The sequence below is a fragment of the Chitinophaga sp. H8 genome (assembly GCF_040567655.1).
In the GTDB taxonomy this organism is placed as follows: domain Bacteria; phylum Bacteroidota; class Bacteroidia; order Chitinophagales; family Chitinophagaceae; genus Chitinophaga; species Chitinophaga defluvii.
In genome coordinates, this window is record NZ_JBEXAC010000001.1 from 1,506,993 (window position 1) to 1,523,185 (window position 16,193).

The 16,193-nt window shown below is 43.3% G+C and carries 9 protein-coding genes; 8 read left to right on the forward strand and 1 reads right to left on the reverse strand.

The genetic code is table 11. From position 1 onward, the window contains the following. Positions 1 to 154 precede the first annotated feature (154 nt). Positions 155 to 1,027 carry a hypothetical protein gene (locus ABR189_RS05790; protein ID WP_354659508.1) on the reverse strand — a complete coding sequence of 291 codons (873 nt, stop codon included), beginning with the start codon at positions 1,025 to 1,027 and terminating at the stop codon, positions 155 to 157. A 379-nt stretch (positions 1,028 to 1,406) separates the two neighbouring features. Between ABR189_RS05790 and ABR189_RS05795 the strand changes: the two genes are divergently transcribed. The 8 genes from ABR189_RS05795 to ABR189_RS05830 all read left to right on the forward strand — a co-directional run bounded on the left by ABR189_RS05795 (position 1,407) and on the right by ABR189_RS05830 (position 16,193). Continuing rightward, positions 1,407 to 2,009, forward strand: coding sequence for an RNA polymerase sigma factor (locus ABR189_RS05795; RefSeq protein ID WP_354659509.1), 603 nt, complete (start codon positions 1,407 to 1,409; stop codon positions 2,007 to 2,009). A gap of 96 nt (positions 2,010 to 2,105) precedes the next feature. Then, the gene (locus tag ABR189_RS05800) at positions 2,106 to 3,338 is read left to right on the forward strand and encodes a FecR domain-containing protein (protein WP_354659510.1); all 1,233 of its coding nucleotides are present in this window, start codon (positions 2,106 to 2,108) and stop codon (positions 3,336 to 3,338) included. Positions 3,339 to 3,451: 113 nt separating this feature from the next. Further along, on the forward strand, positions 3,452 to 7,642 hold the full coding sequence (locus ABR189_RS05805; protein ID WP_354659511.1) for a SusC/RagA family TonB-linked outer membrane protein: 4,191 nt from the start codon (positions 3,452 to 3,454) through the stop codon (positions 7,640 to 7,642). Positions 7,643 to 7,660: 18 nt separating this feature from the next. Beyond that, on the forward strand, positions 7,661 to 9,055 hold the full coding sequence (locus ABR189_RS05810; RefSeq protein WP_354659512.1) for a BT_3987 domain-containing protein: 1,395 nt from the start codon (positions 7,661 to 7,663) through the stop codon (positions 9,053 to 9,055). Between the two features lie 17 nt (positions 9,056 to 9,072). Then, complete coding sequence (locus ABR189_RS05815; RefSeq protein ID WP_354659513.1) at positions 9,073 to 10,446, forward strand: RagB/SusD family nutrient uptake outer membrane protein; 1,374 nt, start codon at positions 9,073 to 9,075, stop codon at positions 10,444 to 10,446. A gap of 85 nt (positions 10,447 to 10,531) precedes the next feature. Continuing rightward, positions 10,532 to 11,455 carry an ABC transporter ATP-binding protein gene (locus tag ABR189_RS05820; RefSeq protein WP_354659514.1) on the forward strand — a complete coding sequence of 308 codons (924 nt, stop codon included), beginning with the start codon at positions 10,532 to 10,534 and terminating at the stop codon, positions 11,453 to 11,455. Positions 11,456 to 11,477: 22 nt separating this feature from the next. Then, entirely contained in the window at positions 11,478 to 13,820 is a 2,343-nt protein-coding gene (locus ABR189_RS05825; protein WP_354659515.1) for a Gldg family protein, read from the forward strand. Between the two features lie 48 nt (positions 13,821 to 13,868). Further along, positions 13,869 to 16,193 carry a Gldg family protein gene (locus ABR189_RS05830; protein ID WP_354659516.1) on the forward strand — a complete coding sequence of 775 codons (2,325 nt, stop codon included), beginning with the start codon at positions 13,869 to 13,871 and terminating at the stop codon, positions 16,191 to 16,193.

The following is a 16,193-nucleotide window of genomic DNA, read 5'->3' on the forward strand; positions in this document are numbered from 1 at the left end:
ATTTATATGCCATTTAAATTTAGAAGATATCGCGGGCTTACAAAGCGTCAGGTAAAATCCGTGGAGCAAAAGATAAAATAACACTAGTGGGTAGGTGTTTGGTATACTGTTTATCTCAGGAGGGAAGAAACATGCAGAAGATTCCTTATTGGGTTCATATACTCTTTAGCTGTTCACAAAGTGCTGTTTCACTAATTTCTTGGTGCAGTCTTGTATAATACAACATTTCCAGTTTTTTAAATGGAATTTCCTTTACAATAATTGTGCTTTTATTAGTGGAGGATGTGAAAATTTCACGGGATTCATCACCTCTGGTAATGATCCAAATTTGTTTCTTGATATCTTTTAGTGGAAACTGACGGTCACCTATGCTGACAGTTCTTGAGTTTTTGAGCTTATGAGCGAAGTTTAGGATTTGATCTGCTTTAGTTTCCATAAAATCATCCCTTAAGGTAGCATCATAGATAACATACAGGTCCTGGAGTATAAATTGTCCATCACCCTTACCCTTGTTGCGCCCACGCACAAAGGGATGAAGATGGTTAATGCCTAACAATTTCAACAAGTAATGACAATATAATTCAAATAACCGCCAATCATCAGTAGTAGCCATATCTTCCAGAAACGGGGGTTGTAGGTGATAGTTGGCAGTTATATGATAGGGGTTCTGATACCAGCCAATTGGATAATTTTTGAATGCAGGAGGGCAGGGGATGGGTTGAATTTCACGAATCTTAAAATGTATAGAATAGGTGTATTGACTCTTCCCACGGTATACTCTTTCAAATCCAAAGCTCTTTCCAAGCCAACTTTTATCGGGAGTGCCGTCGGTATATCTACGGATAAATAATGTAACAGCCTCCTGTACGTCAGGTGCTCTGCAAATTAATCCATCAATAAAGTCTTTTTTAAAAGAACTACTTTTTTTACTATTTGATGTAATGGCATCCCAATGTTTATCCAATTTTGAAACCATAATGTATTGGATTTCATGGGTTTCAATTTTCGGTTTCTTTGCCTGGGTCATAGCAAAATATATTATTTTGAGGAGATACTTGAGCTGATAAATGAATATACGAAATTTAGGCTAGAAAATATATTGAGTTATTCTGTGATAATCAGGGCAATTGTGCCGCGGCCTGTGGCACAAATTCACATTCTTGTGAAAAGAAGAAATATCATCATGGAAATATGCCGTAGACGGATTTATATTTTTAGATTAATAACGTATTTTCCGAAAATATAAGAAAACGGAGACCGAAGCAATAGAAAATTAAACTTTTTACTAACTTTAGATAACGAGCTACACCACAATATTAGTTTTTACATATACTTGTTACTTATACCTATGACCCGTTTGTGATATCTTTATACACAGGGGCAGTTAAAGTAGGAGAACAATTTTAATGGGTACTTCAGCACTACATAGAGATTCCGAATTAATCGATCAGCTAAAAAACGGCGACGAAACTGCGTTTACACAGTTATATGATCAATACCACCGTGCCGTTTATTTTTACGTACTGGATTATGTAAAAGCCCCCCAGGTAGCAGAAGATGTGGTACATGATGTATTTATGAAGATTTGGGAGATCAGGGAAGGGCTGACGATCACCACTTCTTTTTCCAGTTACCTATACAGGATCTGCCATAACAAGGCCATTGATGCCCTGCAGAAGATTGCGAAGGATGAAAAGCTTCGCCAGGAGGTGTTACAATGGATAGAACCACAGGTAAAAGAAAAAGAGCAAACCCTTCAGGAGCACCGTGCTGTTTATTATGAACGTATTTACCAGGAAGCGATCTCCGCGCTTTCGCCACAGCGTCAGAAAGTTTTTTTACTCTGCAGGGAGCAGGGTAAAACTTATGAGGAAGCAGCAGCCGAATTAGGTATTTCACGTAATACGGTAAAAGAACACATGGGGGAAGCCCTCCATTTCCTCCGTAATTATCTGCTGCAAAAGGGCGAACTGGCCTTTGTAATGATCATTCTGGGAAAAATTTTATAATTTTTCTTTTTTCACCCCCCCTGTGTTGCCCTTTTTCAGTCTTATAGTTGTGAATGCATCGGAAAAGTAATGTCTTAATCTATTAGAAAGGGCGCTATGCAAGCTGATCACAGACATCTGGAACAAATGCTGCAACGTTATCTCCGCGATGACCTGAGCAAGGACGAAGTGCGGGAAATGCTGGAGTATATTGTTCAGCACCCTGCTTTGGCAGCAGAACTGCTGAACGAAGACCGTAGCCATGTCTTTTCGGAAAAGCTGCTGCACCTGCCTGACTTGCCGGAAAGCGCCAGTAAAAGGATGTATGAACGTTTGACTACTGAAATCAGAAGCAGGGAGCAGGCACAGGAGGAGGACGCCATGGTTACAACACCGGTGCGGCAACTGCATTACCGTTGGCGCTGGGTCGCTGCTATTGTTGTACCTGGAATGATCATTGCAGCTTATTTCTGGCAATCAGGCAATCATAAAATCAATCCGCCAACTGAACAGGTATCCGTCATAAAAGATGTAGCCCCGGGGCAGAATGGCGCCATACTTACATTGGCAGATGGTAGTAATGTGATATTGGACAGCGCAGGTAATCAACAGATTGCCGGGCAGGGTAATGTACAGATCACCAACCGGAATGGCCAGCTGACGTACAACGCCGGCCACAACGGAACAGAAGAAACCATTTATAATACGTTAAGGACCCCGGCAGCAAGACAGTATAAATTGATACTGCCAGACGGCTCTAAAGCATGGTTGAATGCAGGATCCTCTATCCGGTATCCCACCGCATTTAAAGGCAGGAACAGGGAAGTGGAAACTACGGGAGAGGTGTATTTTGAAGTAGCCCATAATGCATTTAACCCCTTCCGGGTAAAGACAGGCAGTATCGTAATTGAGGATATCGGTACGGCGTTTAACATCAATGCCTACGGTGATGAACCTGCTATAAAAACAACCCTGGTAGAAGGGAGTATCCGGTTATTAACAGGCAGTAATAATAAAGTACTCCGGCCGGGTATGCAGGGTACGATCAAGGCTGGTAACGATGAGATTGCGGTAAGCAATGTGGACGTAGCGGAAATCATCGCCTGGAAAGAGGGCCTGTTCAATTTCAATAACCTGGATATGGAAACGGTCATGCGGCAGATAGGCAGGTGGTACAATATGGAAATAGTATACGAGGGCAAAAAGCCGGAAGGACATTTTTCCGGTATCATAGACAGGAATACAAATCTGGCTTTTATATTAAAGAGTCTTGAACTCAGCGGTATGCGCTTTAAAGTAGAAACAAGTACAACACCGGCACAAATGGGTAAGATCATTGTGCTGAAATAAACAACCAAAATATACCGGGTCAACAACAGGCGAAAGACATTAACAGTTTTCGCACAGGGAGATGTATGCATATATCTGGCATATAAGGCACCGGTCAAACACAATGTAGCGTTATGCAACCAAAAGCTTATTGTAAAGGATGCTATCCGGGATTACGGATCACCATTTTACTCATCACTGCATTATTGACGTTCAGCAGCAAAAGTGTTGCTCAAAAAGTAACGATCAACAGGACCAATGTGTCCCTGGAAGTAGTGTTTAAGGAGATAAGAAAACAAACCGGCTATAGTTTTATCTACAGGAACGAATGGATCCAGAAGCTGGGTAAGATATCTATTAACGTGAAAGATGCTGCACTTTCAGAAGTAATGGATATATGCCTGGAAGGACGGCAATACACCTACAATATTGAAAACAAAATCATTACGATTTATCCGGTGGCAGAGAAGAAAGAAACATCTGAGGGGATGCTACCGGTTGCAGAAGATTCGCTGATATATGGGAAGGTAGATAATGCAGCGGGTATACCACTGGTTGGGGTGAGTATTACAAATATGACACGAAAGGCGTCCCAGAGAATAACGGCGGTGAGCAGGGCTGATGGGAGCTTCGAGATAGTAGGCAACAAAGGTGATAAACTACAGTTCACGATCATCGGCTATGGAAAAACAGCAATAAAATTCATTGGCGGGCAAAGCATGAACGTTAGTATGCAGGAAGAAGCATTAGACCTGAATACAGTAGAGATCAGCAACCTGGACTTTTCCCATAAAAGAATACCCTGGACGGATACTATCGATATGAAGTTCCGCAGTCACCTCAACCTGGGGCAGGTATTGCAGGGTACCATCCCCGGGCTTACATTACAAAACTCTTCTCAAAGCCAAACCACCATATCATCATTAGATTGGGGGAGCAATGCCACGTTATATGGAAAGCAGATTTCATCACTGGCAGATTTAAGAAAAAAATACAATGAGCAGATTGGAGAGGGAAGCCTGCCCCCTAATACCAGCTTTGAAGAATTTTTGAATTCCATAGTACAACAGGGTTATAAAGTCAATTATACCACTTCTGTTAACAATAATGGGCTGATACCACAGTTAAGAGGGGTGAGCGGCTTTAGTGGCAATACTTCCGGTATGTTGATTGTGATAGACGGATTTCCACAGGATGGTTTTCCTGCGGATTATCCCATGACCAATGTGGCATCGGTAAAAGTGATCAAGGATCCCGAAATGCTGACCAAATGGGGACCACGTGCGGCGGGAGGCGTGATATTGATTACCAGCAAACGTGGAGAGGTAGGGAAACTACGCTGGGGGTATAATACAAATTTTTACTACGCTCCCAAGCCCAGGTTTGACCGGAGCAAACAACGAATGGCTACTTCCGGGGATATCCTGGATTATCTAAAGGATGCTTCCGATTCGGGATTTATATATATCACTCCCGACCCCTCCGGCAGGTTTATGTTCAATAAACCTCCAGCCGAATTGCTGTTATACAAACTAAGTTCCGGTACTATTTCGCAGGATCGTTTTAAGGCACAATGGGACTCTTTAGGCGGGTTATCTAATGAAGGGCAATTAGGATTGTTACAGCAGGATGTTGTTAACCAAAATCAGATGCTCACCTTGTCGGGAGGTAGTACGTCCTGGCGTTTCAACGCAGCGGGCAGCTATAGCACCAGCCGTACGAATGCACTGAATAATTACAACCGTAACATAGGGTTAAGTATGTTCAATAATTTTTTGTTGTTTAATAATAAGCTGCGTGCTGATTGGAATATCAGGATAAATAGTGGCCGGTCCAGACAGGGTACCAGCCTGGATCCTGCTACACTGCAACCTTATCAGCTTTTATTGGATCCCGGAGGCAGATATATCTATGATTATGCTGCGTTTAATCCCGAAGCCAATACTATATTGGTAAACGCAGGCTACAACAATTATGGGGTAAATATTTTACAGGATGCACGGCTCAATAGCAACATCAGTAAAATGTTGAATGCGGAGTCACAATTAAACATGGACTGGGAGTTACTCCCAGGTTTGAGATGGTCTGGTTCTTTTCAGTATATAAACACCAATAGTAATTCGGAGGACTACCAGGATGCTGAAAGCAGTAGGGCGAGGCAGCTGGTAGACGATTTTGCAAGCCCGCTTTTTAATACGGTTACGACGGATGCAAACAGGAAGCTGACAGGAATCACCTTCCATGTGCCTAAAGGTGGCATCTTTCGAAGATCCTTTTCATCGGACAAAAACTGGAACGCGCGATCCGGTTTACTTTACAATAAAAAAATAGGAAAGCATGACCTTAGCTTAGCATTGGGAGGAAGTGGTTCCTCTACTATGGTCAGGGTGCCTGCTTATAACACTATTTATGGTTATAATCCACAAACAGGTAAAGGACAACTTATTTCATTACCCTTTGATCCATTGAGCAGTGTTGGGAATTATTTGCAATTACCAGGCGTATATGGACTATATGGTGATGCGGACCCTAATACGATTTATCCGGTATTTACCGCCAATTTCCCACATACATTACTTGCACCCGGTCAGGAAAGCACTACGATCCAGCGACAGCTGGGCTGGAACGGTAGGGTGAAGTACAACTTTAACGATACCTACATCCTGAAAGGGGATTACAATGCGGTGTTTAATCCCAGCTATGGATATAATCCACCATATAGCATGCTGGCCAACTATAATGCGGAGGCCACCTGGCGCTTATACAAACTCCCCTTCTTTCACCCGCCTGTATGGATGAGCGAGCTTAGTCTTTCGGCCGGAATAACCGGTGTGGAGATCCCCGCTTTACCTACAGAGATAGGGGGGACACGTACGTTACAAACTGCCTGGAACAACTATGGTATCTGGGTAGGCAACTACAACCTGGCCCAGCAAACGGGGCAGCGTGTACAGAATATTTACCAAAAGCTGACTATAGGGCTGGCAGCCAATAGCCTGATGCTGGATCTTGTTCACGGTGCTGTTAGCATTAAAGGAAATGAAAAAGTAGCAGGTACTAATAGTACGAATGACTATATAGGCGCTAATGTAAGGGCAAATCTCAGAAAAGGACTACTGAACCTGATTGCCAGTTATGGCCGTTCACCGGAAGGGGAGCCACAGACAAACCTGCGGGCAGGTTATAATATAGCGGGGGAAACTTATTTTCATGTACCGGCCATCAGCAGCCTGAATGCAGATTTTATATTACAGCAAATCAGTCCTTACCAGGCAATGGGCCTGATGATGGAAACCAATACACCTAAAGCAGATGGTGCCTATACCATGGCCATCAATAATAACTTCGGATTGCTACCTCCCAAAACCAGCAACATGGAAGCCCATGCTACTATCGGTTTGCTGGACGACAGATATCAGCTTGATTTTCGCTATTACCGTAAAGTAGTCAGTGGCTTAAACAATAGTATCCCTGTTCCCACGGATCCTTCTACTGGATTAGGCGCCCGGATTTCCTACAGCGAGATCGTGAGTAAGGGAATAGAATTGTACCTGATGATAAAGGTGGTGCAACAGGAGAAATTCAGATACGTAATTACGCTGAATGGCGCTTATAACAAGAACATGGCACAGCATGTTCCTCTGGTTAACTATTCCCAGACACCTGCTTATCTGATGGCTTACCGCAATGATTACAGTACGGAAAGTAGCTGGGGGTACCGCTGGGCTGGACTGGATGCAAATGGTAATCCGCAGATTTATGATGAGCAGGGGAAAAAAACAGCAACACCCGACAGCGCTACACTTGCTTCAGCTCTGGTGTATAATGGGGTAACCAGGGCGCCTTATAACGGAGGATTGATACAAGAGTGGAATGTTAGCGATTTTTTTGCAAGGGCAACGATTGCATTCAAGCTGGGGCATGTGATGCGCCAATATATACCTTCTCCTTCCGGAGCATTGGATAATAGCAGCCTGATCCGTGATCGCTGGAGAAAACCAGGTGATGAACTGTATACAGATATTGCCGCGATGGCCAATACAAATGCAACGGATACCAGAGCATTTATTATCCAGAACTCGACCAACAGTATCCTGCCCGCGGATAATATACGCTTGCAGGAAATACAAATAGGCTGGCAGGCACCAAAGAAACTGTTGAAAGATTTCTTTATAAAAGATCTGACATTGTCATTCCAGGCGCAAAACCTGATTGTCTGGAAACGCAATAAACTACAGGTAGATCCGGAAATAGTGTCCAGCGGCGGGCAGATCGGAATGCCCATGTCCAAACAATACTCGTTCAGTATAAACATGAATTTCTGATTAAAATATTTAATACAGATGCAAGCAAGATTTACCTGGTTATGGCGCGTTTTGATAATAGCAGCAGGGTTAACCATTCCGGCCTGCGTGAAGAATGATAACTTCCTGGAACCATACCGGTTTATAGCCTACGTAGATCCGGTTAATGGAGTGGGTGGGTATAATACATTGTCAACAAACATGCTGGTACTTCGCGATACTATTCTGCCTGGTACAGCTATGTCGTTTGCTGCAAAACTTTTTGCTGCCTACGATAAAGAGGTGACACTCACCGCAAAGATTGAGACCAGCCTTATAGGTGAATACGACCGTCTTGCACAATCGCCTGGTCCTTCACCTGCACTTCCGGATGGCGCTTTTGGTTTTGCCAACGCTGGGGTAACTATACCGGCAGGTGCTACCACCTCTGCTGATTCCATCAAACTGGTGCTTTTAGATGCATCCCGCTTGGATTTAACAGGTTCGGACATTACCTATACCATACCTGTACGCCTAAATACTACCCTGCCCGGAGGATTATCTCCGGAAGATACACTGCGGCAGACTATATTTTTCAGAGTCACCTTCACGAAAGTTTCTTCCGCTATTCCCAGCCAGGGCGACAGCATACAGTACATACAATTTATAAGGCAGTCTGATGGTACACTATTAGAGCATGTAACAGGGTTTGGTGCAAGCATAAATACTGCTGCAACCATACCATTGCAGATCGGCATATCGTTGGCGCCATCACTTGTTGAGAAATTTAATGCCGCCAATCACACTTCGTATACAGCGCTTCCACCTGCATTTTTCAGCCTGGCCCAAAGCTCCGTTACCATTCCCCCGGGAGGAATGAATTCTGCATTGGATAGTTTCAGGATTTTGTTTTCCGGTATGCCCCAACCAGGTAAATATCTGCTGCCTTTGCAGATGAAAGATGAGGGGGCAGTGATCCCAGGTGCAAACAAGGCAGTATATGTTGCTGTAGAAACGGTTCCTGAAATCATTTATGCCCGTACCAATTGGCGTATAGTGGCAGTTTCAGCAGATAATTATCACCTTATTGATAATCTATTGGATGGAAAATATTACACCAACTGGCTTTCTGCACTGCCGGAAGGTTACGGGCTTCCGCCACAATGGTTTACCATAGATATGGGACAGGTGAACCTGATCCGGGGAATTATGATCAGGTATAGCCCATATGAAACAGGATGGCAGCCCCGCCAGGCAAAAGTTTATACCAGTATGGATAATCAAACCTGGGATACGGGACAAACAATAGATATTCCCATGGCCGCAGTACCCGAACGGAATATGATGGTTCATTTGCCTGCTTCCGTATCAGGAAGATATATAAAGTTTGAAGTGACAGCAGTTCAGGGTGCACCGCCAACAGGAGTATCTATGATAGAATTTGCTGCATTCTAAACCGGAAAAAAAGTGATATGAAACAACATACTATATTACATCTGATCACAAAACTTACGCTGCTTTTCTTGCTGCTTACGGGGTGCAGCAAGTTCCTGGATGTGCGGCCAAGTACCACCGCAGTAAATCCAACTACCGTCAGTGATTTTGAAGAAATGTTAAATAATGACTCCATTGCTACATGCAATTTCGTATTGGCAGATGTGGTGACGGATGATGTAGGGATGAGCGATGCTATGCTTGCCGCAGATAGGACCGCTTATTTTGCACATGCTTATTTATGGGATGCAAATGTCTGGAACCCAGGTGATGCAGATATTACGTACAATAGTGCCTATGCGCGTATCCTGCAAATGAATATCATATTGGATAAAATAGATGGCGCTGCGGGAGAGGCTCAAAGGAAAAATGTAGTACGTGCGCAGGCGTTGATCAATCGTGCATGGTATTACCTGCAACTGGCTAATCTCTATGGCCCGGATTACCGTGAGGCCACCATGACAACAGATCTGGCAGTGCCGCTGGTGTTGATGCCTAATGCCAATGAACTGCCTGCAAGAGCAACTGTAAAACAGGTATATGATCAGATTTTAGGCGACCTGCATGCTGCAGTAACCAATCCCGATCTGCCCGATAAAGGGAAAACCGTAGTGCATCCCGGCAAAGCAGCTGGATATGCATTGCTGGCAAAGACCTATTTGTACATGGGTAATTATGGACAGGCAGAAACCTCTGCAGATGCTGCCTTACAAATCAACAATGCGCTTACAGATTATAATGCTGGCAACGTGCATCCCGGAAGTTTACTGGACCTGTCAAGAAACCCCGAAATATTACTTGGCAGGTTAGGTGTTGATTATGCATTTTACCAGAAATATGGTGGAGGTGGTTTCTTTATTGGTGCTTCGTTGCACACTTTACTGGACAGCAATGACATGCGATTGATCGGAAATTTCGCTGCCAACACCCGGTTTAACCCGAATACAATGTATACGGCACAAGTGTTTAACTACAGTGTTACAGTAGCAGAGATGCTGTTGGTAAAAGCGGAATGCCTGGCAAGGAAAGGTAATGCTGCTGGTGCGGTAGACCTGGTAAACCAGCTGAGAAAAAAACGCCTGATCCGTTATGTGCCGCTCGATCCGGGTATTAATGCACTGACGGCGGTACTACAGGAAAGGCAGCGGGAACTGTTCTACCACGGAGGGACGAGGCTTTTTGACCTGAAAAGGTTGAACCGGGAAAGCGGGCTGGCACAAACACTGCAAAGGATAGGGGATGACGGTACTACAGTCATCGCTACACTACCCGCAAATTCTCCCAGGTACCTCATGCCATTTGCGCCATCTATCATTGCTAATAATCCAAAAATTATACAAAATGGGAGATAAGCCGGTATGGTACACTTCACGATGCCATTGACGATTGTGCATCCTCTTGAAATAAGATTTTATTACCCACTTCAATAATAGCAGTATGATTTTAAAAACGGAACACCTCTCTCATAAATATGGCAGCAACTGGGCTATACGGGATATCAATATGGAGATCACATACCCGGGAGTTATTGGCTTATTAGGTTCTAATGGCGCAGGCAAATCTACTACCATGAATATTATTTGTGGTGCACTCAATCAAACAGAAGGAGATGTATACATTAATGGTATCAACCTAAGACAAGCACCTGAAGATGCCAGAAAAGAAATCGGGTTTCTGCCCCAGGTGCCTCCCCTGTATCCTGATCTTACGATTGATGAATACCTGATTTATTGTGCTGAATTGCGGATGGTGAGTAAAGATAAAATCAAATCTGCTCTCGAAGAAGCGAAAGAACGCTGCGGTATTGCTCACTTCAGTTCACGGCTTATTAAAAACCTGTCAGGGGGTTATCGTCAGCGGGTGGGTATTGCACAGGCAATTATCCATAAGCCCAAGCTGGTAGTACTGGATGAACCTACCAACGGATTGGACCCAAACCAGTTGATTGAAGCCAGAAAGCTGATCAGGGAGATTGCTGAAACACATACCATCCTGCTATCCTCTCATATCCTTTCCGAAATCAGCTTGCTATGCAAAGAGATCATTATGATAGAATCGGGCAGAGTGGTTTTTTCTGATAGTATGGACGCTTTTAACAACTATGTACAAGCAAAGTCCATGCTGATGCGGATGGATCATCCACCCTCCACAACAGAGCTATTGAAAATAAATGGGATTAACAGTGTTGAGTTTTTAACAGACAAGCAGGTAAGGGTTTATTTCGATGGCAGCCATGATGATATTTCCGTACGGTTGGTGGAAGCAAGTGTGGCCGGTGGCTGGCGGTTGCAGGAGATCCATCTCGACAAAGGATTGCTGGATGATATTTTCAAGCAATTATCTATCCAGGTGGCACAATAAGATAACCATAAACAGGTATTTAATGAGACAGATCATAAAAATAGCGAAGAATGAACTCCTGAACCTTTTTTATTCTCCTGTAGCCTGGTTTCTCACGATTACATTTTTTGTGATGTGTGCCTTGCTATATGCGGGAACAATGTATCCAATTGCCAAGGGTGCTTATTTTGATTATAAGTTAAGGCCTGATTTGGAATTTGTAGTAAACAATTCGATAACAGGTTTTATCTTTCCCGGATTTTTTTTGAACATAGTACAGTATGTGTATTTATTTGTTCCGCTGCTTACTATGAATATCATCAGCCGTGAACTGCATAATGGTACCATAAAGCTGCTTTATTCTTCTCCGGTTAAGCTGCGTCGGATCGTGCTGGGAAAATACCTGGCGCTGATGATTTACAACCTGCTCCTTGCTTTGATCATGTTCGTTTTTATTGTGAATGCGTTTGCCGACATCCGGGCACTGGACTATGGCCCATTTCTATCAGGAATGCTGGGGGTTTATCTTTTATTATCTGCACTTACTGCGATCGGTTTTTTTATGTCAAGCCTGACCTCTTATCAGGTGGTGTCTGCCATTGCCAGTTTTACGGTGCTTGCTATGCTGATGTCTGTGGGGCAATTATGGCAGCAGTACAACTTTGTAAGAGACCTTACCTATTTTCTTTCTCTTAAGAACCGGACGGAGTGGATGATAAATGGTCTGATCAAAAGCAAAGATGTGATCTACTACCTGGTGATTATATATATGTTCGTAGGGTTTACACTGCTAAAATTGAGAGGTGGGCGAGAGATCATCCCCTGGTACACAAAAGCCATGAGATACTTGTTCGTAATATTATCTGGTTTGCTGGTGGGATATGTTGCATCTATGCCGTTATTTACTGGCTATTGGGATACTACTGACAGGGAAGTGAATACGATCAGGCCCGAAACGCAAAAGGTCGTAAACGAACTTGGGGATAGTCTGCTGGAGGTCACACTTTATACAAATCTCCTGGATGAACCGAAAAATGTTATGATAGGCCTCCCCGGCAATCGTAATAACTACCTGGCGCTGTGGGAACAATATGTGCGTTTTAAGCCCGGCATTAAATTCAGCTATGAATATTATTATGCAGTGCGACCAGGGGATAGTACATTCTATAAAAAATTTCCCGGTAAAACGCTCCGGCAGATTGCAGGATTAATGGCAAAAGGATACCAGGTAGATTCAGCCATGTTTAAGTCGCCTGAAGAGATTCGTAAATTGGTTGATCTGGAACCTGAAGGCTATGCATTGAGGATGCAATTGAAATACCAGGGTAGGAAAGTGTTTCTAAGAACGTTGCCAGGAATTCCTTCCGAAATAGAGGTATTCTCAACGGAGCCATATATAAATGCCGGGTTTAAACGTGTATTGGGTACTAAAATGCCCAGGCTGGCATTTGTCAGTGGTAACCTGGAACGCAGTATTTACAAAAGAGGTGAGCGGGAATATTCCAACCTGTGGGGCCTGGTGAACATCGGCTTTGATCTTGATTCAATCAACCTGGCTACCCAGGATATAGATACAGCAGCTGTTACGGCACTGGTACTGGCTGATCCTAAAATGGAGCTGAGTCCGGTTGTGCTGGGGAAACTCAGGGATTATCTGAACAATGGGGGCAATATGCTGATAATGGGCGAGCCCCGGAAACAATATGTAATCAATCCTTTATTAAGTCAGCTGGGAGTACAACTGATGCCTGGACAATTAGTACAGCCTTCCCGGAATGAAACACCTGATCTCGTAGGGTCCTATTTTACAACAACTTACTTTAATCTATGCAATAATCCCAACCTCCGGTATATCCGGCACTTATGGACCCACAATATCTACTATGAAAATATGTCAACCTATGCTACAATGGGAGGAACCTCCATTGGCTATACAGCAGATAGTGGCTATATTATAAAACCCCTGGTGATCACAAAGCCGTTAACCAAGCCGGCTCCGGAAAAGGTATGGCTGAAGATGGGCAAGCTGGTGACGGATTCTACAGCACCTGTTTTTAATGGCCAGGAGGGTGATATCAGCCGGGATTCCTTTGACATTGCCATTAAATTGTCGAGAAGTATAAAGGGTAAAGAGCAGCGTGTTATTGTTTGTGGAGATGCAGATTTTATGAGTAATATTTATACAGGTCAGCTCGATGAAACACTTTATAGCTGGTTGTGCTACAACCAATTTCCTATTTATGGAACGATTCCATTTCCAAGAGACAACAAAGTTTTATTGGGTCCAGGCAGAGCTGCGGTACAGAAAATAGTGTATATATGGATCATCCCAGGTATAATGCTATTGCTGGGAACAGTATTGCTGATAAGACGGTCAAGAAAATAGATGCCGGCTAATTGGTGGATGTTTCCTTGAATTTAAAACACTACTTCAATGAAGATAATATTCAAAATAGCAAAAAATGAGCTGCGCCACGTTTTTTACTCACCTATAGCCTGGTTTGTAATGATCGTTTTCCTGGTACAGTGTGCGGTTTATTTCGCGGGTCCTTTATACAGTGTTGCTAACTGGCAGGAAATTATGCTTAAAAACAGTCCGAAGTTCAAAGGAGAAAAAGAATTGACCTTTGGTATATTTATATTGGGGGGTGTCTTCTACAATGTTGTCAATAATTTATACTTATTTATTCCTGTACTGACGATGGGACTCATCAGCCGGGAAGTAAGTAATGGATCTGTTAAATTATTGTATTCTTCCCCCGTAAGTCTCTGGCAGATTGTATGTGGGAAATATTTGGGTATCATGTTGTACAATGTATTGCTCCTATCCATATTGGGTGTTTTTATGCTAATAGGTGTTATTAATATCAGACATGTGGACTATGGCATGTTATTGTCTGCAGCACTGGGATTATATTTACTTATATGTGCCTATTCTGCTATCGGGTTGTTTATGTCCTCTCTCAGTAGCTACCAGATAGTTTCGGCCCTCAGCACCTTTATCATCATTTTTGCTCTTAGCAGGATTGGGGGATTATGGCAACGATATGACCTGGTCAGGGATCTGACCTACTTTCTTTCTCTTCAGGATCGGGTCTTTAAAATGCTGGGAGGCCTGATTGTAACGAGGGATGTGATCTATTTTATATTGGTGGCTGTCATGTTTGTCGGGTTTACATTGATAAAGCTCAAAGCAGGCAGAGAGGCCAGGCCATGGTACATAAAGCTGGGCAGATATATGATGGTGAGCCTGATGGTACTGGTGCTGGTGTATATCAGCTCAAGACCCGTGCTTACCGCATATTTTGATACAACTGCTACCCAACGGAATACTATTCCCAAGGAGATGCAACAATTGATCAGTGATATGGGCGACAGTACACTGGAAGTTACATTGTATACCAATTTACTGGGTGCTGGTCTGAACCGTGGATTGCCAGAAGCCCGTAATGCGGATTATATGGTAAATATGTGGGAACCATATCTGCGCTTTAAACCTAAAATAGTATTTAAGTATGAATATTACTATGATATCGATCCTCAGAATTTTGATAGTGTAACCTATAAAGATCTCAAAGAAATGGCGGGGTACAAAGCAGATGAGATTGATGCCGGGTTATCCATGTTTAAATCCCCCGAACAGATGCGAAAGACGATAAACCTGCAATCAGAAGGTTATAGAGTGGTGATGCAGGTAAAGTATAGGGGAAGAACAGCGTGGATGCGCACTTTTGATGATCCCTTTTTCTGGCCTGATTTAACGAATGTTTCTGCTGCATTTAAGCGGTTACTGCATCCGGATAAAATACAGCACGTGTTTTTTGTTACAGGAGAACTGGAACGTAGCATCAGCAAAACAGGCACCAGGGAATATGCACTGCATACTGCAGCTAAATCCAGCCGGGGATCACTTGTGAATGCCGGATATAATGTAGATACCCTGAATCTGGAAGTACAGGATATTCCTGCAGTTATTTCAGCGTTGGTACTTGCAGATCCGAAAATGGAATTAAGTAATACCGTGCGAGGAAAGTTGCAGCAATATGTGCAAAACGGAGGTAATCTGTTCATATTGGGGGAACCCGGAAAGCAGTATGTGCTGAACCCATTCTTAAAACAACTGGGGGTACAACTAATAGATGGACAACTGGTGGAGCCCACGTATGACGAAACGCCTGATAAAATAGTGCCGTATATGACTACTTACAGTGGTAAACTACAAAAAGAGTTATCCTGGATTGGGGAATCACTGACATCAAAAAAAGATACCTTAAAAGTACTAATGCCTGGTGCAACAGGACTTAGTTATACGGAGGACAGTTCGTTTAGTGTGAAACCATTACTGACAACTGTGCCAGACAGAGTTTGGCTGAAGAAAGGGGACATCGTAATTGATTCTACGTTGCCTCCCTTTAATCCGGAAGAAGGTGATTTTAAAGCAGCCTCCTTTTCAACTACTGTTCAGTTAACAAGAACGGTAATTGACAAAGAACAACGGATCGTTGTTTGTGGGGATGCAGACTTTGCAAGTAATATGCGGCTCCCTGCCTATTTGAATAGCTACTTCCTGATGCCGGTATATAGTTGGCTGACTTATAACGAATTCCCGGTATCTATGACCCGCATCAGCCCGAAAGACACTTTATTGAGAGTAGGCGCCACCAATGCATATGTTCAAAGGATAATATGCCTGTGGGTATTGCCTGTAATAATATTGTTGGCGGGGACCATTTTACTGATAAGAAGGAAAAATAAATAG

Coding starts and splice junctions, on each gene's coding strand:
- ABR189_RS05825 (WP_354659515.1), top strand. CDS start 11,478: ATGAGACAGATCATAAAAATAGCGAAGAATGAACTCCTGAACCTTTTT.
- ABR189_RS05795 (WP_354659509.1), top strand. CDS start 1,407: ATGGGTACTTCAGCACTACATAGAGATTCCGAATTAATCGATCAGCTA.
- ABR189_RS05830 (WP_354659516.1), top strand. CDS start 13,869: ATGAAGATAATATTCAAAATAGCAAAAAATGAGCTGCGCCACGTTTTT.
- ABR189_RS05815 (WP_354659513.1), top strand. CDS start 9,073: ATGAAACAACATACTATATTACATCTGATCACAAAACTTACGCTGCTT.
- ABR189_RS05820 (WP_354659514.1), top strand. CDS start 10,532: ATGATTTTAAAAACGGAACACCTCTCTCATAAATATGGCAGCAACTGG.
- ABR189_RS05810 (WP_354659512.1), top strand. CDS start 7,661: ATGCAAGCAAGATTTACCTGGTTATGGCGCGTTTTGATAATAGCAGCA.
- ABR189_RS05800 (WP_354659510.1), top strand. CDS start 2,106: ATGCAAGCTGATCACAGACATCTGGAACAAATGCTGCAACGTTATCTC.
- ABR189_RS05790 (WP_354659508.1), bottom strand. CDS start 1,027: ATGACCCAGGCAAAGAAACCGAAAATTGAAACCCATGAAATCCAATAC.
- ABR189_RS05805 (WP_354659511.1), top strand. CDS start 3,452: ATGCAACCAAAAGCTTATTGTAAAGGATGCTATCCGGGATTACGGATC.